Below are 19,813 nucleotides of genomic sequence, written 5' to 3'. Positions count from 1 at the left end.
ACTTAGGGACTAATCTGGATCCACCCCTCCCTGGCAGAGTAGATAAGGAAAAACACAATGTCCGCCACTGACGCTAGCGAAAACAAGCTTTGGGACAGGTTTTCGTCAATCTATCGAGGAACGTAGAACATTGGATAGGGTGAAACCACAATGACTGAAATCCCCAACCCGCGTCTGCACAACACAAGCGCTCACAGTGTCTGGCGGCATGCTTGTTTACGTGTTTGTGCGGCGGCAGAGCAGCTGGGTGTTAATACCGGTCCTATATTGGAAGAGGTCGGTTTAGTGCTGGTCGATTTGCAAACACCGGGATTTCGCGTGCCACTCGCCGTTCATCAGAATTTAGTATTGGCGTGTGTTTTGTCCACGGGACGACAGGATTTGGCGCTATTTATGAATCAAGAAATGCCCGCACTCGGCAACACATTGGTTCAAAATTCGGTTGTGGCGAGCGAGTCGGGTGTGGCAGCTTTCCAGCGATTTAAGCAACTCATGCACATTGTTGATACATCGTTGAGTCTCGGTTTTGAGATCAGTGGACACGTCACTGCATGTGTTCTTCAGGAGGCGGAAGTTTGGCCTGACCCCATAGCTCATTTTCCCGAGGATCTCTCGATCTCAAGTGTGATCCAGGCAGGGCGTGCTCTGCTGGGTTCGACGAAGATGCACCAAACTGTAGAGTTTCGGCGAGACGAGCCAGAAGATGCGACGCCGTGGTATGAGCTTTTCGGTAATGAGATTGTTTGGGGGGCTGCTCAGTCAAGGATTTGGTTCAAAACCGCAGACGTCAGTAGGATTAGACCTGAGGCCAATGAAAGGTTGGCGCAGGCTAATTTCGAGTCGGCAGAAAAATATAAATCTGTAGAATCTGCCCTAGTTCAGAGTGTGATCGTGTCTATTAGGAAATGGCTGCCACAGGGTAAAGTGGTACAGCAGAGGGTGGCCAGCGATGTTGGGTTGCAAGTGAGAACGTTACAACGAAGTTTAAAGGCCGAGAGCACAAGCTTTGGTCGTTTGTTGGCTGATGAGCGGAGGCGTCAAGCTATGGAGCGGCTCTCCTTGGGGCAGCCCGTGGGTGTTATCGCCGCAGAACTAGGCTACGTAGACCAGAGTGCATTTTCATCGGCATTCAAGGGCTGGGTCGGTGTGTCACCAATAAAGTATAAAGCAGCTCAGGTAATCTAGCGGTAACTGAAAGTTTTTCAGCCGAATCGTTTCAGATACAGGTCTGAGGGCAGCCTGTTTAGGGTGGTGATAAATTTCTATAGCAATGCTAGCCGGCAGCAAAGATTACTGTTTCGACAGATCCCTTTCTTTCTCGATATATTCTGAGGGTGAAAGTCCGAACCAAGTTTTGAATGCTTTAGAAAAAGCGCCCGGGTCTTCGTACCCTAGTGCCGATGCTATGTCAGAAACAGTAGCGGACGAGTCCAGAATTTTCTCCTTGGCATACCGTTGGCGGAGTAGCTTTAGGATTTCTTTGAAGGTCGTGCCATCTTCTTTAAGCAATCGCTGCAGGGTTCGCGTTCCTACCGCGAGGTCATTAGCGATTAACTCGGGTGTTGGTGCGCCGTCCTCTAAATGGGCGGCCATTTGCGCTTCCACCCGCTGAGTTAAACTATTCCTAAGAACCTGTTGCAGTTGCGGTTCCATGAGAGCATCGTTTAGCAAAGCTGTCCTTTCATCAGCAAGCAGCCGGGGCTGCAGTAGCGCCTCGCTTTTCCAAGCAATGGATGTGGTCGAAGCCCCCCACTCAATGGATTCAGCGAGAAATTCATGCCACGTTGCTGGGTTCTCGGGTTGGCTTTGCTGCATGGTAATGTGAAGAGGTTTGATGCCGTCGGGAGTAAGGTAGTTTACGGCGAGGCAGATGCTCGACACCATGGCGTCTAACATGCTGGTATTGAAGCGCTCATCCCATCCGCCGATGTTCATGATGTGAGTGTCTCCAAGGCACTGTAATTTAAAAACGGCGCCGCTTTCTATAACGGGTGCAAATTTTTTGAAGCGATTGATGCCTTCCAGCGCGTTGTTGCTAGCTCTTACAGAAACCCCAAGAGCGGAATTAGTGACTGGCGTTTGTTGGCCGGCAAGAACACCAAAGTCTTTGCGCCCTGTCTCAAGTTGGCACTGGTCCATCATTTGGTTGAGGACGTGACTGGGCACTCTGTACCCCGGTTGGAACAACTGCTCCAGGGTAAGGCCAAATTTCTGTAGGAGCTGATCTACGTCTCCACCAAGGCTCTCAAGGCACACAGATACCCGCAGTACGCTATGCCGCCAAACTGATCGGGGTGTGACGCTTGTTGACATAACCGGTGCCTTTTTTTTTGCGCCAAAAGTGACAATTGGTTGGTCAAGAGAGAATATCTAACGTGTCGCAATTTGAAAAGAATATTTAATGAGCTACGTTTAGTCCGTTTATCCCGGTCTATTTGTGAGTTGGCGGTGTACCTACGCGTTTCTTGGTAAAGCCGAATGCCCTACGAAGGATCCCTCCAAGCCTGTGCCTCTCGCGTGGAGGCCGTCAGTGAAAAAGGGGGATAGTAAATTGCCTGATACCTAGTCCCAGCCGCATTTTAGTGACCTTCCCGCCCTGTGCTTCAAGTACCTTTATTTACGTAAGATGTGTCACGACAGCACTCTGGTGTCGCAATTACGCAATTATTGGGCGTTTCGTGCACAACTCTCCGGCGTTCCTTGGTAAAACCACTGCCCTGGGAAAGATTCTTAGTAATGCTAAGCGTTTTCCGTGAAAGCCAAAAATGTGAAAGGTGTTCGGAAAAACGTCTGACATCAAGCCACTGCCTCATTTAAAGGTTCTTATCGCCCCGGGCTTCAAGCGTCTTAGTTCGCGTGACGTGCATCACAAAAGCGCTAGCGTGTCGTATTCGGACAACTAGTTGGCATTGCTTACCTAACCTCCAATTGGGTCGTTGTGAAAACATCTGTTTGTTAAGATTAGTTGGATTTGTGTGTTTATGAACAAAGCTGCGACATTTTTGAGTGACTATCAGCAAACAAGCTCCGCGTTCACGGCAGATTTTCGGCCTTCCAGAGCCAGGGACAAGGTCGATCTGGCAATATTGGCATTGATGCTGCAGGATGATAACGACAAAGCGATTAAGGAGGCGTTCATGCACTGTCAAATGGCTTTCGATGGTGTTTCCAACCAAACGCTGCAAAACTTTTTTACGGGCCACGCCGCGGTCGCCTTTGAAATATTGCAAGGCCTGATGAGCACGGCCGACTCACTGTCGGCGTCTATCTACGACAGAGCTGCAAACCTGAGCGTGCCCCAGCGCCAGCACTTCTGCAACGCACTTTTGGTTGTTTTTGGTGCTTTGTGTGCAGCTGAGTGACTTCTTGCCAACGAAGCTCCCTATAGCCTTAAATTGCCGCCCAAGGCACATTTACATGGCCGGTGTCGAGCCAGTGAGCCATTGAATTGACCCCAGGTAACCATACTGTTTGGAGACATTCCGCGTTGCGAGTTTGCGTTGCGCTGGAACAATTAGGTACTGACCCTAGACCGCTGCTGTCCCATTTTTGCGTTAAATATGAAGATTTGTTGATGCCAGGGTTTAGGTTAAGAGCCGAGCTCATGGACCAGCTGCTCATTGCTGCTTCCCAACTGGTCGACCGTAAAGACTTTGGCCTTTACGTGGGTCAACAGGTAGAGCCATTGGGGAATACCGCATTTAAGTGGTCCATCGTTCTGAGTGCATCACCTGCTGCAGCTCTAAAGCGCATGGCACATTTTTCGACCCTCATAGACTCCAGCGTGTCAGCCGAATTTAAGGCGTTCGGTAATCAGCATGTACTCGCACACTTGCCTCCCGTAGATCGTTTATCCCAAGGGGTGAGTCCTCTTTACGAGGACTTTATTGCATCGGGTTTGGTAGCCCTGATCCAAAATTTGCTTCCAGATGGGGCGCGGCATTCTGCAGTGGAACTGACGCAGAGTAAGCCCGACGATCCTGACCCTTGGACTGCGTGTTTTGGCGAGAACATTACGTGGTCAGCGCCCACTTTTAAAGTGTGGTGGGACACCTCGTTGCTGCGTCAACAAAGAGTCAACTCCAACGAAAAACTTGCCCGGGCTCACGATGTCTTAGCGAGGCAGCAATTGACAGCACAAAAAGCTGCTGCTTGGAAGCAGCGGGTAGAGTGGTTACTGATTGCGGAACTAAGGCGCGGCGCCATTACCCAGAAAACAATCGCTAAGGCTCTAAAGGTTGAGGTCAGGACACTACAAAGGAATCTGAAAGCTGAAGGCACGTCTTTTCAGGAGTTACTAACAGAAGTTAGGAAAAGCCATGCGCTAAATCAATTGAGTTGCCATGTACCGATTGCGCTGATCGGATCGGAGCTTGGCTATAAAGACCCGAGTGCCTTCTCAAATGCCTTTAAAATGTGGTTTGGCGTGTCTCCAAGAAATTATTCCGACGCAATACAAATTCATGGGCCGTAGCCGGTGAAGCCGTTCATCGCACTCAGATTAGTTTCGATGTGCTGTTTGCACCCCTGAGTTCTCTGTTCTAGAGAAAAACTTCTCCAGCTACCCACTCGTGCAGGCTTCAAACGTCATGAGTCGTTGGGCGTTAGGTTTCTGCGATATCAATGACAACCTTACCAAAGGGACTTTCGTTATCTAGTACGTTTAACGCTCGCTGCAACTCATTCATTCGAAAACGTTGATGAATTGGCGGGTGGAGACGGTGGTCTGCCACAAAACTCATAAGGCTCTCATAGCTGTCTCGATTACCTGTTCCTATGCCGTGGAAGTTGGCATTTTTGATGATTAGCGGAAATACGGTGATGCCCATTTCGATACCGGCCATATACCCAATGATATTAATGTGGCCACCATGGCGAATAGCATTGAGTGAGTTTTCAAGGGTTGCAGTACCTCCAATTTCGAGGACGGCATCGACACCGTGTCCTGATAATTCAAATGCTTGTTGGCCCCATTCGGGATTCTCGAGATAGTTAATTAAATGATCTGCACCGAGTCCTTGCGCCTTTGCAAGTTTGTCGTTGCTAGATGAAATAACAATGACCTTGGCGCCCGCGGCTTTTGCTAGCTGAATGCCCATGGTCGCCACGCCACCCGTTCCTTGAACTAGAACCCAGCTGCCTTCAGTGACACATGATTTATCGAAGAGGGCCGACCAAGCCGTTAGGCCTGCACAGGGATAGCATGCCGCTTCGGCGGCGGATAAGTGTGGGGCGGAGCGCGCTAGGGAGTCTTCGTGGAAAATGCCTATTTCTCGAGCTGCCCCGGGCACTTCTAGCCCAGTCGATATGGCTCTCTCTCCTGCTGTTGCCTCCCCTGAATGCCAGTTGGGGAAGAACAAGGTGGTAACGCTGTCGCCTACACTGAAACGGCTTACTGCTGCGCCCACTGCAGTGACGGTGCCTGCGCCATCGGACAAGGGAACCAGTGGAAAGTCGACAGCGGTTGTAAATTGCCCTGCAATAATTTGACTGTCTCGAGGGTTCAAAGAAGCCGCTTCTAGCCTCACCACAACTTCGTGTTCCTGCGGCTCGGGTAGTGCGTTAGCGACCAGTGATAAGTTGCTGGCCCCAAAGTTGCTCAGTTGTAGTGCTTGCACAGTATTACCCTCGGATGGAATGTTAAAAATAATGAGTGGTTAAGCCGTTCATGATAATCAAAATAAGCCGGGTGACTCTGGGAACATACTTCGCGGCTGATTGAAGTTCACTAGAGAATGCTGGCGCGAGGATATTGCGTTCTCGTTTACCATGAGCATAGCTCGCGAAGGACGGCGGTCGCATAGGCGCCGCGCCCAAGGGAAAAAGTGAGTACAACATGAGTCGCCACAACCTCAATGGTGAGATCCGTGACTTTGAGCCTCAGACTGCGCTGCCCCTCGTTTACGCGCGCCTTGGCTAACGCTGTTTGCCAGTGTTCAGGTTTGAAATTTGACCCGTCACCCACCAGGAGGATAGACGGATGTATGTCCATGGCTTGGCATCGATCGACCAGATTGGCATCGATATCGGGTAAGTCAAAAACACTTCCCGATCCTTCTAAGTTGGCTTTATCGCCGGGTTGCAACTGATTCCATGTTGACTGCGCAACGCGCTCTGAAAGCACTGTATTGAAAATAAAGGAGCGAATCGTGGAAATCGCAAGGCCACGCTTTTCTCGAGCTAACCGCTTGCCGCCAGCCCACTCTTCGGCCAATCCCAGATTGCCGCCATTGCGACCAAAACGCTGCTCACCAAAGTAGTTGGGCACCCCTTGGTTCGTCAGTTTGGCTATGCGTTGATCGATGGGCTCCATCTCCACGGTGGACAAGCTCCGTAGTTTGATAGTGAAACTATTTCCGCGATGAGCGCCACGCTTTAGCTTCCTGCGGTGCCGCTCGAGATGATGAATTTCAACGCCTTCAACGTTACAGCCAGACCAGTCAGGAGAATTCCACCGTGGCACACTGAACCATTGTCGAGTAATGGCGTGCCTGTCTTTGAGCCCGGCAAAACCAATGTCTTTTACTGGGACTTGGGCGTATTGCGCCAATTGCTTTGCTACCCATTGCGTGTTGGCACCAATTTTTTCAATGAATAGGTAGTCATGTTCGCCGTCGTCGCTGAGGTCCCAGCCAAGTTCCTCCGTCACTTGAAAGTCTTCAGGTCGATAGCGCAGTTGCGCAGCAAATAGCGGTGCGCCGTGGGCGCGAGACCAATCGGGCAATGTTTGTGTGTGCACCACTTCTATTGTCTCTTGGGATTTGATGGTCCCAAGCGTTCTATGGCATTCAGCGACTGGAATGTCACGCGGCCATCAACGACTGTCATCAACGTTTTAGCGGTTAGAATCTCAGACGGATCGGCTGTCATGAAATCGGTATCAAATATCGATAAATCGGCTTGCTTCCCCACTTCAATAGAGCCACGGTTGTGTTCCTGAAAGGAGGCAAAGGCTGGCCATGTCGTCAGCATGCGCAATGCATCAAATCGATCAACGGCATACTCTGGATACCACCCTTCACCGGAAGAACCGTCTAACCGGCTTCTTGTAATGGCGGCATAAAACTCAATTCTGGGATCGCCGGCTTCTACGGGCGCATCGGAGCCAGCAACAATGAGAATCTCCTGATCGATGAGCGGGCGCCAGGGGTAGGCGTATTTGAGGCGTTCCTTACCCAGACGATCAGCTGCAAAATTTAGATCGCCAATGGCATGACTGGGCTGCATAGAAAGAATGACAGCCATATTTTTGATGCGTTTCTGATCTTCAGGCGGAATAATTTGAGCATGCTCGAGACGCCATCTAAGGTCCGTATTTTTCCACTGAGTCTCAGGAGTTAAGTCCCGCGCCTCTTGATACCAGTCGAGTGTTTCCCGAACCGCCCGGTCGCCGATTACATGGGTCATGATTTGCACGCCCTGTCTAAGCGCACTCGCTAAAACTGGCATCAGCTCTGCTTTGGTCGTTCGGTCCATGAATCCGCGATGGTCAGCATCGGCATAAGGCTCCAACAGAGCAGCGCCTCTTGAACCCAACGTGCCATCGATAAACACTTTGATGGCACGAAGGTCGATCCAGCCATCATCAGATTGCTCAGGACCTTGCTCGAGTAATGGTTCAGCCGCCGATATCGGGACAGCCACGTAAACGCGATGGGTCATTAACCCCTGTGTCCGAAGATTCTGCAGCAGCCGAAGCTCTCGCCAAGACATTCCAGCATCATGCGTCGAAGTCCAACCCAGAGCAGCATTTGCTCTCATCCCTCGCAGGAGATTGTCAGCAATGAAAGCATCAGTTTCAGACGGTAATATGGCTCTGAACGGCGCCATCGCCTTGCCCAAAACATAACCGGTAAGCTCGCCTTCATCATCACGTTCAAAACGTCCTCCCTCGGGGTCTGGCGTGGTCTTGTTGATGCCGGCCAAGTTCAGCGCTTTGGTGTTCACCAAAGCTGAGACACCATCAGCCCGCGGCATGAATAACGGCTTACTTTCTGAAAATCGATCAACATCCCAGCGCGTTAAAAATCGGCGCTCACCCTGCCACTCACGTTCAATCCAACCGCGTCCCAAAATCCAGTCCCCGGGTGGAATATCATCTGCCCATCGCTCTATTGCAGCGACGGTTTTTTCCAAGGTATCAATGCCAAACAAACTTAGCGTTTTAGTTCGTCGCCCCACACCTTCAAGGTGCTGGTGACTGTCAGTAAAGCCCGGGAACACGGTTGCCCCCTTGAGGTCAACGACACGTTCAGTACCGCACCCAAGGGTAGCAGCCTCACGATTTGTGCCGACAAATACGAAGCGCCCATTGTCAATGATCAAGGCTTCATGCTGTGAGTTAAGCGCATCGGCGGTGTAAACAACCGCATTGTGTAGGAGTAGGTCTGCGGGGCGGCAAACTTCCTGCTCTTCCGCGACAACCGTTCTTGATGCAGTCTCGAATCCGCACAGAATCACCAGACAAGCCAGCATCTTTGGCACCCACCGATTGGCTCGTCGCCGGAAAGCGAAGTGGTTTGGGGTCGAAATTGCAAAGGAGGTTGGCAGCATGAATACAAGACTCAATAAAAGACGCAATAATAGAGACTGCTCTCGATACTCAGCATAAGCAAAGTTAATGGGGTATTGGAAAAAATCCGCTCACGCAACCCAGCTTTATGACTCAAAGGTGCCGCTCAATCATCTCGAAATCGCGCCTATCTAGGTTCGCTCATAGCTCGCAATTTGGAGAAAAACGGCCCACCTCCGTAATTTAATTGTTGCACCTCAGGCAGTGGTCAAGCCGCCCTCTACGGATAAGATCGTTCCTATAATTTGACAATGATCAAATACAAACTGAACATTATAAGCCCAACGATAGTGGGAAAATTGGCCCGCCCGAGAGGATTCGAACCTCTGACCTGCCCCTTAGGAGGGGGCCGCGCTATCCAGCTGTGCCACGGGCGGTTGCGCTTATGATAAGCCCTAAGCCTCCCAGTAGCCAAACTCTGTCACCTGTGTAGAAAAAATCGAAAAAAATGCGAGCCGACGTCTGTAAAAAATGCCTTTCCATGGCCCATTAGTGGCCCTCAAGTGGTCCCCTAAGCGAGTGGCAGCCGTTTCACGGTCATACGCGATGCAGGGCTTACTCATTGGAGGTGGCGTCAATGCGCCCTATGCGGGGGCGCTAGCAAGGGAGGGCGGTGTACCAAAGGGCCAAGCACTCCGGGGGTTTATGCGCTTCGGGTGAATAATGCGATCAATGTGAAGTTAAAGGTCGGTGTGTTTTTCGTGACTCCGCTCGGGCAGGCGAGAATGTTAGACCGAATTGTCGTACCGTAACGCATTAGCAGAGGCACACGGCGGGATTATGCCAAGACACCGGCGAGCAGCGAAGAAAAGCCATGCGAGCTTTAAGCACGAGGGCGCTTTTGAGGGGCGAGTGCGTGATTTAACCAGTGATGGTCGCGGCGTTGTGAGTCATCCCGATGGTAGAACATTCTTTGTGCCCGGAGTGTGGCTCGATGAGGTCGCGGAAATTCGGGTTGTGGGGCGGCACGGCAAAGTCGGTCTAGGTCAAGTTATCACTCTCAAAAAGGCCGACCCGCAGCGTCGAGAAGCGCCGTGTCGGCATCACGGAGACAGCTCAGATCATTGTGGTGGTTGCCCCTGGATGTTTATGCCTTACGAGGCACAGAGTGCAGCCAAAGTGCGGCGTCTGAAATCAACCATCCAAGGCTTAGGCGACAGTACCACGCAGCTTGATGCGTTGTTGGTTGCCCCAGATGAGCTGGGTTATCGAAATCGGGCGCAGCTAAAAACCGACGGTTCGAAGCTGGGTTATGTGGCGGCAGGAACTCGAACGTTGATCGATGTCACTGCCTGCCCGATTCTCAGTGCTAGCAACAGGGAGGTTCTGGCACATTTGCGCAAAGCATTACCCAACCCGACCTGGCGAGCGCGTAAACAAGACTGGCAGACGATTGATCTTGATGACAACTTGGAAGAGCCATCGCTGAACAAACGCCTCCCGTTTCGTCAGGGCAATACGCAGCAAAATGCGGTAATGCGGGAGTGGCTGGCACAGACCATTGCGTCGATCTCACCAGATGCCCCAGTGCTGGAGTTGTTTGCGGGCTCAGGCAATTTCACCGAGGTATTGGCGACGCATTTTAAAACAGTGGTGGCGGTAGAGGGTGATCAGCAGGCGTTACAGCAGCTCTCTCACGTGGCGCCTGATCGGATTCAGGCCCATGCGTTGAATCTATTTTCGCTACCGGCGGTTGAGGCTTGGATAAGCGAGCAAGAGGGGATTCGGGCGCTAGTATTAGACCCGCCTCGAGAGGGGCTCAAGGTGCGTGCGCCGTTTCTCGGTGCGCTTAAAGAGCTAGAGACAGTGATTTACGTGGCATGTGATATCGCGACCTGGGCTCGGGACTGTAAAGACTTTTTAGCGAAGGGGTTCCGCTTGGCGCGAGTCACGCCACTCGATTTGTTTCCTCAGACGCCGCATTTAGAGGTTTTGAGTGTGCTTACTCGGGCGTAGGCTCATGCTGCTGTGCTAGCAGAAACTCCGCGACGTCGCCTTCGCTGCCGCGAAAAATAATGCGCTCTTTACGATTTTCGAGTTGGTAGTTGTACATTGGGTCGTAGTAGTCGCGAAGCAGGGTGGCAATCCAACCACGATGAACACTCGTGTCGCCCTTAAGGTGGCTGGCAATTGCGTCATCGAGCTGGCGCGTGAGCTCGTGATGTCGCACGCCCCCTAAACGTTTTTTGATGCGATCAAGGGCGGCGTAAAGGTCGCTGGAAAAATGTTCGAAGGCTTCTTTGGTGTCACCTAATCGCCTTTTCAGGTCTGCCAGGTTAGCCAAGATATAGTTTTCAAATGAGTGTTCAACGCGTGCGTCAAGACTGGCCTCTACTACAACCATGGGTGCCGACTTAAGGCTGTCCTGAAGGTTTTGAGCCAGGGCGCAGCGACCGATCAGTCGGCTCTCATCCTCTGCGATTATGAACGGCACGGGCTCGTCATTGGCGTTAAAAATTGCGCTATCAACGGCGATCTCAAAGTTAATCTGCGTCGGCTGACCTCCATCTCTTCGTCCAAAAGATGAGCCGCGATGATTGGCCATGCCTTCAAGATCAATCCCTCCCGGTAGTCGCCCTCCTGAGGCACCGTGGTTGATGAGTCGAGTTTTGGCGCAGCCTGTTTTTCCGGCCACGACAAGGAAGGTTCCCTGGGCATAAATATTGTCGCTGGAATCAATTAACCAGCGCCGGAGTGCTTTGTATCCGCCGCTAATACGGGGATAGTCAATGCCGGCATCTTTTAGCCATTGCTGCGCTAAGCCTGAGCGCATTCCCCCTCGGAAGCAAAAAAGAGCCCCGTCAGGATGCTCGTTGGCAAATTTTATCCATGCAGCAATACGGTCTTCTTTTAGGCTGCCAGTGACGAGCTGGTGGCCAAGCGCAATGGCTGCCTCAGCCCCTTCGTTCTTGTAGCAACGGCCGACCGCTTCACGCTCAGTATCATTCATGAGGGGTAAATTAGTTGCTGTAGGCATGCTGCCACGCTCAAACTCAACAGGTGCGCGAGTGTCGATCAGTGGTACCTGAGTTCGAAACAGCGAAGCAAAATTATCAATATCAGACACGCGGCAATCAGCCAGTGATCTGAATTTGGCTGAGACTGCCGCTTATCGGCAACAATTCGCCAATGCTTTCATGAGGTAGTTCTGCAGCAATAAGTTGTCTTTCGACTTCTGCTGTCGCGTGGGGGGCAACGGCGACTAGAAGGCCGCCACTTGTTTGCGGGTCACAAAAGATCGATTGATCAAGCGCGCTAAGCGCAATTGTATGGTCTTGGCAGGCGTTAAAGTTCCGGGCTGTGCCCCCGGGCGTACAGCCTTGGGCAACGTAGTCGGTCAAACCATCGATTAGTGGTACTGCTTGTTTGCTGATTTTAGCGCTCAAGCTCCCTCCCTCGCAAAACTCCAAAAGGTGACCCATTAGGCCGAACCCCGTGACATCGGTCATTGCGTTGACGCCTTGGATGGCGGCCAGTTGCTGTCCAATCTGATTAGGCTGACACATGAGTTGGGTCGCAAGACCTTGGTGGCAGTCCTGGAGCTTACCCTGCTTCTCTGCGGTGGTAAGAATACCGATGCCAAGGGGTTTGGTTAGGTATAAGCGGTCTCCGGCACGTCCGGTGCTGTTGCGTTTGAGATGTTCAATAGGGACCTCCCCGGTCACCGCCAGTCCAAAGACAGGTTCTGGACAGTCAATGCTGTGTCCTCCGGCCAAAGGCAGGCCCAAAGATGCACACACGCTGCGTCCTCCTGCGACAACCTCGGCGGCAATGGCGGGTGCTAATTTTTCGATGGGCCAACCCAAAATGGCGATGGCGGCCAAAGGGCGGCCCCCCATTGCATAAATGTCGCTGATCGCATTGGTGGCGGCTACGCGGCCAAAGTCAAAGGGATCGTCGACGATGGGCATAAAAAAATCGGTAGTGGTCAGCACGGCTCGGCCATCGCCAAGATCGATGGCAGCAGCGTCGTCGCGGCTGTGATTGCCCACGAGTAAATTTGGGTAATGCTCCGGGTCGATTTGACTGCCTGAGAGTATTTCACCGAGGACATCAGGCGCTATTTTACAACCGCATCCAGCGCCGTGACTGAATTGAGTGAGACGTACAGCATCTTTTATCACTATTTTTTAAAACCTTTGTAGGCAAGCTTCGTTCAAATCCCTATGCTAACCCAGAGATTTGAAATTGGGGGTGCCCGTCGCCATGTTTAGGCGATAGGCCAAAATTAAAGGGTAAATGGAATTGTGACACGTGGTGCCGGGCTTCTGATAGTAGCCCTTTGTGTGCTTGGCGGTTTTGAGGCTTCGGTGATGGCATCGGTAATAGCCCCGGAAACTTCAGTGACTCCCAGCAAAACAGCTGAAAAATATTCGAAGCAACGGGTGCTTTACGAACAGGCCCTCACTGAATTACGAACGGGGATGGGTCCTCGATATCGTGCTATCAGGATGCAGCTTGCTGATTACCCTCTGGTTCAGTACCTCGACTATGAAGCCCTCATAGGGCAGCTGCACGATATGAAGCCGCATGAAGCGAAAGCGTTTTTAGCTGAGGCTTATGAAACACCGCTTCACGATCGCTTTCGTCATGCATACCTGCTCCATAAAGGTCGAGATCGTCATTGGAAGTCTTTTTTAAGCGTCGCTGAACGGGCCCCTAGAGATGTTGAGTTGCAGTGCTATTACTATCGTGCCCAGCGCACTGTCGGAGACGTTGATGAGGCTTGGCGGGGCGCCGCACGTCTTTGGAATGTTGGAAAATCCCAAGACGATGCTTGCGATATTCTTTTTGAGCGCTGGATAGCCGAGGGTTCCGGCCCTGATGATGCGCTGGTGTGGTCTCGAGCGCTAAAAGCTTTTGACGCAAAAACACCACATCTGATTCGGTATTTAAAACGTTTTGCCTCGCCGCAGCTGTCCTTACTCCTCGAAGAAATGGCGGCGATCTATCGGCGTCCTGATCTGTTGGTAAACCATGGCCATGCAGCGGATGTTTATCATGCCCAGCTGCTGACTGTGGGGATACGGCGGCTTGCTAGGGTTAACCCAGGTCAAGCCAAAGTAGCGCTGGAAAATTCTCGAGGAATACAGCCCTACAGTGATTTGCAATTAGAGGCCATGGAAGCGCTAATTACTCGTCACAGTCTATTCGCCCAAAGTGCAGCCCCGGAGCCATGGATCGTAGAAACATTGGCGCGCCTGCGGGATGACGAGTTGACAGAAATTTATCTTAGACAGCAAATTCAAGCCGCCAAATGGGAGGCTGTGAGTCAGGGACTTGCTTGGCTTACCAGCGATGCTCGAGAAAATGACAGATGGCGTTACTGGATGGCGAAAACGCAGATGATCCTTAATGACGAGGAAACCGCTGAAAGAAATCTTAGCGAACTGGCCAATAATAGGAGTTACTACGGATTTTTGGCGGCACAGCAATTAGAACTGCCTTACCAATTGGCGGGTGCATCTGCAGACGTCGACCCGCATTTTGATGACCCCGCACTCGCAAGAGTGGCCGAACTGTTAGCGTTAAACGAGGCTGAAGCGGCCCGTTTGGAATGGCGAACCATGATTGACCGCCTCAGCGATACAAAAAAAGTAGCCGCGGCCCGAATCGCAATAGACAAGGGTTGGGATTATTTTGCTATTCATGCAGCGAACAGCGCTGGAGCATGGGATGAGCTGGAGCTTCGATTTCCTGAGTCGTTCCAACCCATTTTTCAGACTTACGCAGAGAAAGAATCGGTCTCCATCACTGAGTTGCTGTCTATAGCGCGACGGGAAAGCGCGATGGACCCGTTGGCGCGCTCGCCGGTGGGGGCGCTGGGTTTAATGCAGGTGATGCCTAGCACTGGAAAAATGGTCGCGCGGAAAAAGGGAATTGCTTTTCGGAGCACGCAGTTGCAGCAAGCGGAATACAACGTCGCGATAGGCGCCCATTATTACCGCGATTTGCTGGACCGTTTTTCCCAGCATCGTCCCAAGGCGTTGGCGGGCTACAACGCTGGGCCACACCGCGTCCGTCGCTGGGTGGATTCTGAGGTGCCTACGGATCAATGGATTGAAAGTCTGCCCTTTAAGGAAACTCGCGAGTATGTTCAAAACGTACTCGCCTACGCGGTTATCTACGATCAAAGGGCCGGTCGCGAGCCTGAATTATTGCGGCAAAATGAACTCACTACTCACCCCTAAGTTAAGCGAGGATGACGATGAAGAGCCTACAGCTACAGTCCTGTGTCCATGAAAACAATACGATTGAATGTGCGCTGTTCGAAGTCGACATTCCAGAGCCCGGGCCCGATGAGGTTTTGATTAAGGTCGAGGCAGCGCCCATTAATCCGTCAGATTTGGGTTTAATGTTCGGAATCTTAAACACCGATACGGCGGCAGCTGGTGAGCGTAACGGTTTTCCGGCAGTGAGCCTTCCTGTGCCAGAAGCCATGATGCGCGCCATGAAGACTCGAGTGGGCCAATGGCTCCCCGCGGGTAACGAGGGGGCCGGCACAGTGGTGGCTGCGGGTTCAAATGACGAGGCTCAGGCGCTAATGGGTAAGCGCGTAGGGGTTTTTGGTGGTGAGCTATTTGCTCAGTACCGCTGTATCTCGGCAATGCAATGCATGGCGCTTCCAGATGATGTCACAGCAGAGGAGGGCGCCTCTTGTGTGGTCAATCCAATGACAGCCCTCGGATTTGTTGAGACCGCCAAAATGGAGGGACATAAGGCGATTGTCCATGCTGCGGCGGCGTCTAATCTTGGGCAAATGCTGCACCGTATTTGTGCTGAAGATGGTATTCCGTTGGTTAACATTGTGCGCAGCGATGAGCAGGTCGCGTTATTAAAGGGGCTGGGCGCCGAGCATGCTTTAAATTCCACAGATGAACATTTTCAAAAAGCTTTAACGGCGGCCGTAGAGGCCACGGGAGCAACCGTTGCCTTTGATCCCATTGGTGGTGGCACGCTCAGCAACCAAATTTTGACGGCGATGGAAGTTGCTGCGCAAAAACGAATGCCTGTTTGGAGTCGTTATGGTTCAGACGAACACAAACAGATCTACATTTATGGCATGTTAGATCCAGCGCCTACTGCCCTCACGCGAGGCTATGGTTTTGCATGGAGTGTAAGTGGCTGGTTGCTGATGCCCTTTTTACAGCGTGCGGGCCTTGAGCGTATGTTTGCGATGCAGCAGCGGGTTCTATCAGGTTTAAAAACAACCTTTGCCAGTGAATACTCCGACCGTATTTCCCTTGAACAAGCGTTGGAATTGTCAGCGGTTCAAACCTATGGTCGAAAGGCAACGGGGCAAAAAACCCTGATTACGATGTCTTAGAACAACAGATGGGTCAGCCACCGGACAACTTGACGGTGTGGCCGAGTTTTTCAAGGACCTCCTTGCAAACAGTGCGCTGATCTCCCTGTATTTCGATATTTCCGTCTTTCACAGCACCGCCCACACCGCAACGCTGCTTGAGGCGTTTTGCGGTGTCTTTCAGGATGTCAGCGCTCACGGGCAGGCCTTCAATGACGGTCACGGCTTTGCCCCCTCGGCCTTTGGTTTCGCGCCGTATGCGGGCAATACCGTCGCCCTCCAACTTAGGTGCGGCTTTGCCACATACACAGTGAGTGAGCTTGCGCTGGCACTGGGGGCATAGACGTCCGCCGTCGGTGGAAAAGACCAAATTCGAGGTGGTGTTTTTTTTGTTCACGGAAGATCTCCAGTTGCCGCGCGAGTATAGTACGCTGGCGGCGCAAGGGAGCCAATGAACATGAACGACTCACAATCCGATCTCGAATCCCAGATTGCGTTTCTGGAAAATACGGTCTCAGGCCTCGACAAGGCTATGGCCAGCCAGCAACAACAGATTTTGGAGCTGCAAACTCAGTTGCGTATGCTCCACGGTGAGATTAAGACCCAAGGTGCACGTCTTGATGAGGTTGATTCTTTGCCTCTTGACGCGCCACCACCCCATTATTAAATCGACTTGAGGTAAATCATGTCCTATCGCGTTGGCCTTTCGGTCTTGGCGGCCTTTTTATTGGGGCTGTACATACTTTTCCAAATTGCTACCCGTCCCCCCGAGGCTCCCGAGCACCAAGTCTTCATAAACGGCCAGATTTTAACAATGAACGCTGAGAATCAAGTTGTGGATGCCATGAGTGTGCGGGGCGCGCGCATTGACCGCGTTGGTTCTACCGAAGACATTTTGGCTGAGGTAACCCGTGAAACAATAGTCACAGATTTGCGGGGTAGGACACTGATGCCCGGGTTTGTCGACGCGCACGGGCATTTTCCCGGGTCTGGGCAAGTGGTTTTTTCAACCGACCTTAACAGTCCACCGATCGGCAGTATCGAAAACATGGCTCAGTTATTGGCGCGCCTCAAAAGCGCTCACGAGGCGCGCCCCAATGACTGGCTGACCGGCTTTGGCTACGACGACACGCTCCTAGCCGAGGGTCGACATCCTACTCGAGAAGATCTTGACCAAGTCTCGACAACCCGCCCCATTGCGATTGGTCACGTTTCTGGGCATCTCTACGCGGTGAATTCAGCGGCTCTGGCGGAAATGGGTATTGACGAAAGTACCCCTGATCCGGAGGGGGGAGTTATTCAGAGAGATCCGAACTCTCCGGACGGTCGCCGGCCCAACGGAGTACTAGAAGAAACCGCTGCCAGGCAGGCCCTGCTGAAAGCCCTCGATATTGGACTGACCGATGGCATCCGTATGACGACTTATGCGGCGAGAGAGTATCTGCAGGCGGGTGTCACTACAGCGTCAGCGGGGGGCATGCCCCTGGGGCTCGCAAAGCTTTTAGGACCATTGAGTGAACTTAATGTGTTTCCCCAACGGGTTGCCTTGTTTCCATTGCTCGAAGAAGTTGAAGCTGAGGTGTTATCTGGGGAGTGGCGGCCTGAAGTGCTGGCCTCAGGACGATTATCACTGCCTCGGGTGAAGATCATTGCAGATGGCAGTATTCAGGGTTACACCGGCTACTTGAGTGAACCCTATTACCAGCCCTACAAGGGTGATGTTTTTTACCGTGGTTACCCCTCGGTTTCTCGGGAGGATCTATTTAGACAGGTGGCAGGCTTACATCGCCAGAAAGTTCAGTATGCTATCCACGTCAACGGGGACGCTTCGGTAGATGATGCCCTCGACGCCATTGAGGCGGCACAACAGTCGCAGCCTTGGCCCGAAGTCCGCCCACTATTTATTCATGCGCAAATGAGTCGTCATGACCAAATCCAGCGCATGGCTGACCTAGGTATAACGCCCAGCTTTTTCTCCAGTCATACGTACTACTGGGGCGATCGCCATGCCGGAATTTTTATGGGGCCCGAACGGGCTGCCAATATGAGTCCTGCACGCTGGGCACTCGACGCGGGAGTTCGTTACAGCTCCCACGCGGATACCCCTGTCACCCCAATGTTGCCGCTGCAGGTGGTTTGGAGCCAGGTGAACCGGATAACCACGGGGGGGGAAGTGCTGGGCGAACAGCAGCGGGTGTCCCCTGTGGAAGCCCTGCGCGCAGTCACCATTGATGCCGCGTGGCAGGTGTTTTTGGATAAAGACATCGGATCTTTGGAGTCGGGGAAGCTAGCCGACATGGTGGTGTTATCGGGAAGCCCACTTGAGCCGTCGGATATTCGCGAGCTGGTTGTTGAGCAAACTTTTATCGGTGGTGCTGAAGTATATAGCCGTCGCTAATATTTGAATCGACCATTCACCCCTTGGGGGCGGTTGGGTTTCATTGGGCTCCGGGAGTCGGGTATGCACGATAAAAAAGAACAGCTAGAAAGTTTGTGCGCTGAGAAGCTCGGCCCGGGTGATATCACTGAGCTCACGCAGCTTTCGGGCGGCGCAAGTATGGAGAGCTGGCGTTTTTGTTACGCCGACCGTCCTCTGGTGTTACGCCGATTGCCTTTTTTATCAGTACCCACTGCGGCATTTCAGGATGATATTGGCGCGGACAATGACGTGGGTTCTATTTCATTGGCCACTCAGGCCGGACTTATTGATTACCTTCATCGGCGAGGGCTTAAGGTGCCTGAGGTTATCGCCGAACTCCCGGCAGACGGCGAGCTGGGTGAGGGTTTCATCATGAGTTGTGTTGAGGGGGAAGCGCTGCCGAACCGTCTGCTTTATAAGCCTGAATATGCCAACGCGTGTCAGCACCTCAGTAGTCAATGCGCTCGCGAGCTAGCGCACATTCACAGTATCGATCCGGCTGACTTGCCCCCAACCTTACCCGTTCAGTCGCCAAGGGTGTTGCTTGAGGAACAAGAGCGCTTTTATCGACAATTTGGGTCGTCTAACCCCGTGTTCGAGTTGGCTTTTGGCTGGTTGGCTCGTCATTGTCCCGAACCGCAGGAGTATCGACTTGTTCACGCTGACTTCCGGATGGGTAATTTCCTCGTGGACGAGGATGGGTTGACGGCGGTTCTCGACTGGGAGTTGGCGCACATTGGTGATCCCTTGCGAGATATTTCGTTTCTCTGCATACCCAGCTGGCGCTTTGGTCAGTACGATTTGGAAGCAGGTGGATTCGCCACCCAGGAGCAATGGCTCGCAGACTACGAAAAGGCGAGTGGAAAAAGGGTTCCTCGAGAGAATTTTGATTGGTGGATGGTTTTCAACATTCTGTGGTGGGGCGTCACCTGTTTAAGGTTGGGCAGCACATTTCGCGATGGCTCGGTACCCACCGTAGAGCGCACTATTATCGGCCGGCGTATCTCCGAGGTAGAGATTGATCTTTTGCTGGCGCTAGAGGGCCAGCGACCCGGTACAGGCAGGCCGTTAACAGCGCCGCCCGAAAATTTGAGTCCCGAGTTGCCCACGGATGAGGAAGTTCAATACGTTGAGGTAGTGAGTGCGTTGACTCAGTGGAATAAAAATGAGGTTTTAGCGGCCGCCTCTGGGCACGGCATTTTCGCTTCGAGGGTAGCGAACAACGCCTTGGGAATTGTTGATCGTGCACTGCAACTGGGCACGCCTTACGCTCAGCGACAAACGCAAAGATTGACGGCGATAGGTTACGACAGCGCAGCTTTGGCAACGGCTCTGCGTACTGACTTTGAGCTCTGCATCAGCGAGGTTATTTGGGACCACCTTCGTCTTACAACCTTGGAGCGCCTCACTATTGACCAGCCTCGCTATGCCGGTAGAGCGGTTGCCCTGAAGCGTTGGTGTGGATCAAAAGCGCTTGACTAAATGGTGTTCGACCGGCTTTTAGCTCAAGCACCTA

16 protein-coding genes and 1 tRNA gene are annotated in these 19,813 nt (G+C 52.4%); 9 read left to right on the top strand and 8 right to left on the bottom strand.

Annotated elements, in window-relative coordinates; genetic code table 11:
• Positions 1–150: 150 nt before the first annotated feature.
• Complete coding sequence (locus ACMAY6_RS09800; protein ID WP_435211414.1) at positions 151–1,185, top strand: AraC family transcriptional regulator ligand-binding domain-containing protein; 1,035 nt, start codon at positions 151–153, stop codon at positions 1,183–1,185.
• 105 nt (positions 1,186–1,290) lie between these two features.
• On the opposite strand, the gene ACMAY6_RS09795 is transcribed toward ACMAY6_RS09800, so the two are convergent.
• On the bottom strand, positions 1,291–2,313 hold the full coding sequence (locus ACMAY6_RS09795) for a helix-turn-helix domain-containing protein (protein ID WP_435211413.1): 1,023 nt from the start codon (positions 2,311–2,313) through the stop codon (positions 1,291–1,293).
• A 668-nt stretch (positions 2,314–2,981) separates the two neighbouring features.
• Here ACMAY6_RS09795 and ACMAY6_RS09790 point away from each other — a divergent pair.
• Both ACMAY6_RS09790 and ACMAY6_RS09785 read left to right on the top strand, forming a co-directional pair.
• Positions 2,982–3,362 carry a hypothetical protein gene (locus ACMAY6_RS09790; RefSeq protein ID WP_435211411.1) on the top strand — a complete coding sequence of 127 codons (381 nt, stop codon included), beginning with the start codon at positions 2,982–2,984 and terminating at the stop codon, positions 3,360–3,362.
• A gap of 86 nt (positions 3,363–3,448) precedes the next feature.
• On the top strand, positions 3,449–4,474 hold the full coding sequence (locus ACMAY6_RS09785; protein WP_435211409.1) for a helix-turn-helix domain-containing protein: 1,026 nt from the start codon (positions 3,449–3,451) through the stop codon (positions 4,472–4,474).
• A gap of 130 nt (positions 4,475–4,604) precedes the next feature.
• On the opposite strand, the gene ACMAY6_RS09780 is transcribed toward ACMAY6_RS09785, so the two are convergent.
• From ACMAY6_RS09780 to ACMAY6_RS09765, 4 genes are all read right to left on the bottom strand, one after another.
• Positions 4,605–5,618: a zinc-dependent alcohol dehydrogenase family protein gene (locus ACMAY6_RS09780; RefSeq protein ID WP_435211407.1), complete on the bottom strand. Its 1,014-nt coding sequence runs from the start codon at positions 5,616–5,618 to the stop codon at positions 4,605–4,607.
• 146 nt (positions 5,619–5,764) lie between these two features.
• Positions 5,765–6,742, bottom strand: coding sequence for a tRNA pseudouridine(13) synthase TruD (truD, locus tag ACMAY6_RS09775; protein ID WP_435211405.1), 978 nt, complete (start codon positions 6,740–6,742; stop codon positions 5,765–5,767).
• Between the two features lie 2 nt (positions 6,743–6,744).
• Positions 6,745–8,475, bottom strand: a complete 1,731-nt coding sequence (locus ACMAY6_RS09770; RefSeq protein ID WP_435211404.1) for an amidohydrolase — start codon at positions 8,473–8,475, stop codon at positions 6,745–6,747.
• A gap of 397 nt (positions 8,476–8,872) precedes the next feature.
• Positions 8,873–8,949: transfer RNA gene (locus ACMAY6_RS09765), tRNA-Arg, on the bottom strand.
• A 403-nt stretch (positions 8,950–9,352) separates the two neighbouring features.
• On the opposite strand from ACMAY6_RS09765, the gene ACMAY6_RS09760 reads away from it, so the two are divergent.
• Positions 9,353–10,528 carry a class I SAM-dependent RNA methyltransferase gene (locus tag ACMAY6_RS09760; RefSeq protein ID WP_435211402.1) on the top strand — a complete coding sequence of 392 codons (1,176 nt, stop codon included), beginning with the start codon at positions 9,353–9,355 and terminating at the stop codon, positions 10,526–10,528.
• Here the strand turns inward: ACMAY6_RS09760 and mnmH are convergent.
• Both mnmH and selD read right to left on the bottom strand, forming a co-directional pair.
• A complete protein-coding gene (gene mnmH, locus ACMAY6_RS09755; RefSeq protein WP_435211400.1) occupies positions 10,515–11,639 on the bottom strand; it encodes a tRNA 2-selenouridine(34) synthase MnmH in 1,125 nt (374 codons plus the stop codon). The genes ACMAY6_RS09760 and mnmH overlap by 14 nt on opposite strands.
• Before the next feature lie 7 nt (positions 11,640–11,646).
• Positions 11,647–12,693 (bottom strand): selenide, water dikinase SelD, encoded by a 1,047-nt coding sequence (gene selD / locus ACMAY6_RS09750; RefSeq protein ID WP_435215984.1) that lies wholly within the window; start codon positions 12,691–12,693, stop codon positions 11,647–11,649.
• A gap of 126 nt (positions 12,694–12,819) precedes the next feature.
• On the opposite strand from selD, the gene ACMAY6_RS09745 reads away from it, so the two are divergent.
• Together ACMAY6_RS09745 and ACMAY6_RS09740 are read left to right on the top strand one after the other, a co-directional pair.
• Positions 12,820–14,763 (top strand): transglycosylase SLT domain-containing protein, encoded by a 1,944-nt coding sequence (locus tag ACMAY6_RS09745; RefSeq protein WP_435211398.1) that lies wholly within the window; start codon positions 12,820–12,822, stop codon positions 14,761–14,763.
• Between the two features lie 17 nt (positions 14,764–14,780).
• Complete coding sequence (locus ACMAY6_RS09740) at positions 14,781–15,899, top strand: zinc-binding dehydrogenase (RefSeq protein ID WP_435211396.1); 1,119 nt, start codon at positions 14,781–14,783, stop codon at positions 15,897–15,899.
• 13 nt (positions 15,900–15,912) lie between these two features.
• Here the strand turns inward: ACMAY6_RS09740 and ACMAY6_RS09735 are convergent, their stop codons facing one another.
• A complete protein-coding gene (locus tag ACMAY6_RS09735) occupies positions 15,913–16,275 on the bottom strand; it encodes a translation initiation factor Sui1 (protein ID WP_435211394.1) in 363 nt (120 codons plus the stop codon).
• 60 nt (positions 16,276–16,335) lie between these two features.
• On the opposite strand from ACMAY6_RS09735, the gene ACMAY6_RS09730 reads away from it, so the two are divergent.
• The 3 genes from ACMAY6_RS09730 to ACMAY6_RS09720 all read left to right on the top strand — a co-directional run bounded on the left by ACMAY6_RS09730 (position 16,336) and on the right by ACMAY6_RS09720 (position 19,779).
• The gene (locus ACMAY6_RS09730; protein WP_435211393.1) at positions 16,336–16,545 is read left to right on the top strand and encodes a SlyX family protein; all 210 of its coding nucleotides are present in this window, start codon (positions 16,336–16,338) and stop codon (positions 16,543–16,545) included.
• Between the two features lie 18 nt (positions 16,546–16,563).
• Positions 16,564–18,276, top strand: coding sequence for an amidohydrolase (locus tag ACMAY6_RS09725; protein WP_435211391.1), 1,713 nt, complete (start codon positions 16,564–16,566; stop codon positions 18,274–18,276).
• Between the two features lie 63 nt (positions 18,277–18,339).
• On the top strand, positions 18,340–19,779 hold the full coding sequence (locus ACMAY6_RS09720) for a phosphotransferase family protein (RefSeq protein WP_435211389.1): 1,440 nt from the start codon (positions 18,340–18,342) through the stop codon (positions 19,777–19,779).
• Positions 19,780–19,813 lie beyond the last annotated feature (34 nt).

Origin of the sequence: Luminiphilus sp. nBUS_16 (assembly GCF_051201645.1) — a bacterium.
In the GTDB taxonomy this organism is placed as follows: Bacteria; Pseudomonadota; Gammaproteobacteria; order Pseudomonadales; family Halieaceae; genus Luminiphilus.
This window is presented reverse-complemented; position numbering and strand designations above follow the sequence as displayed.

Coding starts and splice junctions, on each gene's coding strand:
- ACMAY6_RS09770 (WP_435211404.1), bottom strand. CDS start 8,475: ATGCTGGCTTGTCTGGTGATTCTGTGCGGATTCGAGACTGCATCAAGA.
- ACMAY6_RS09795 (WP_435211413.1), bottom strand. CDS start 2,313: ATGTCAACAAGCGTCACACCCCGATCAGTTTGGCGGCATAGCGTACTG.
- ACMAY6_RS09720 (WP_435211389.1), top strand. CDS start 18,340: ATGCACGATAAAAAAGAACAGCTAGAAAGTTTGTGCGCTGAGAAGCTC.
- ACMAY6_RS09725 (WP_435211391.1), top strand. CDS start 16,564: ATGTCCTATCGCGTTGGCCTTTCGGTCTTGGCGGCCTTTTTATTGGGG.
- ACMAY6_RS09740 (WP_435211396.1), top strand. CDS start 14,781: ATGAAGAGCCTACAGCTACAGTCCTGTGTCCATGAAAACAATACGATT.
- ACMAY6_RS09730 (WP_435211393.1), top strand. CDS start 16,336: ATGAACGACTCACAATCCGATCTCGAATCCCAGATTGCGTTTCTGGAA.
- ACMAY6_RS09800 (WP_435211414.1), top strand. CDS start 151: ATGACTGAAATCCCCAACCCGCGTCTGCACAACACAAGCGCTCACAGT.
- ACMAY6_RS09790 (WP_435211411.1), top strand. CDS start 2,982: ATGAACAAAGCTGCGACATTTTTGAGTGACTATCAGCAAACAAGCTCC.
- ACMAY6_RS09760 (WP_435211402.1), top strand. CDS start 9,353: ATGCCAAGACACCGGCGAGCAGCGAAGAAAAGCCATGCGAGCTTTAAG.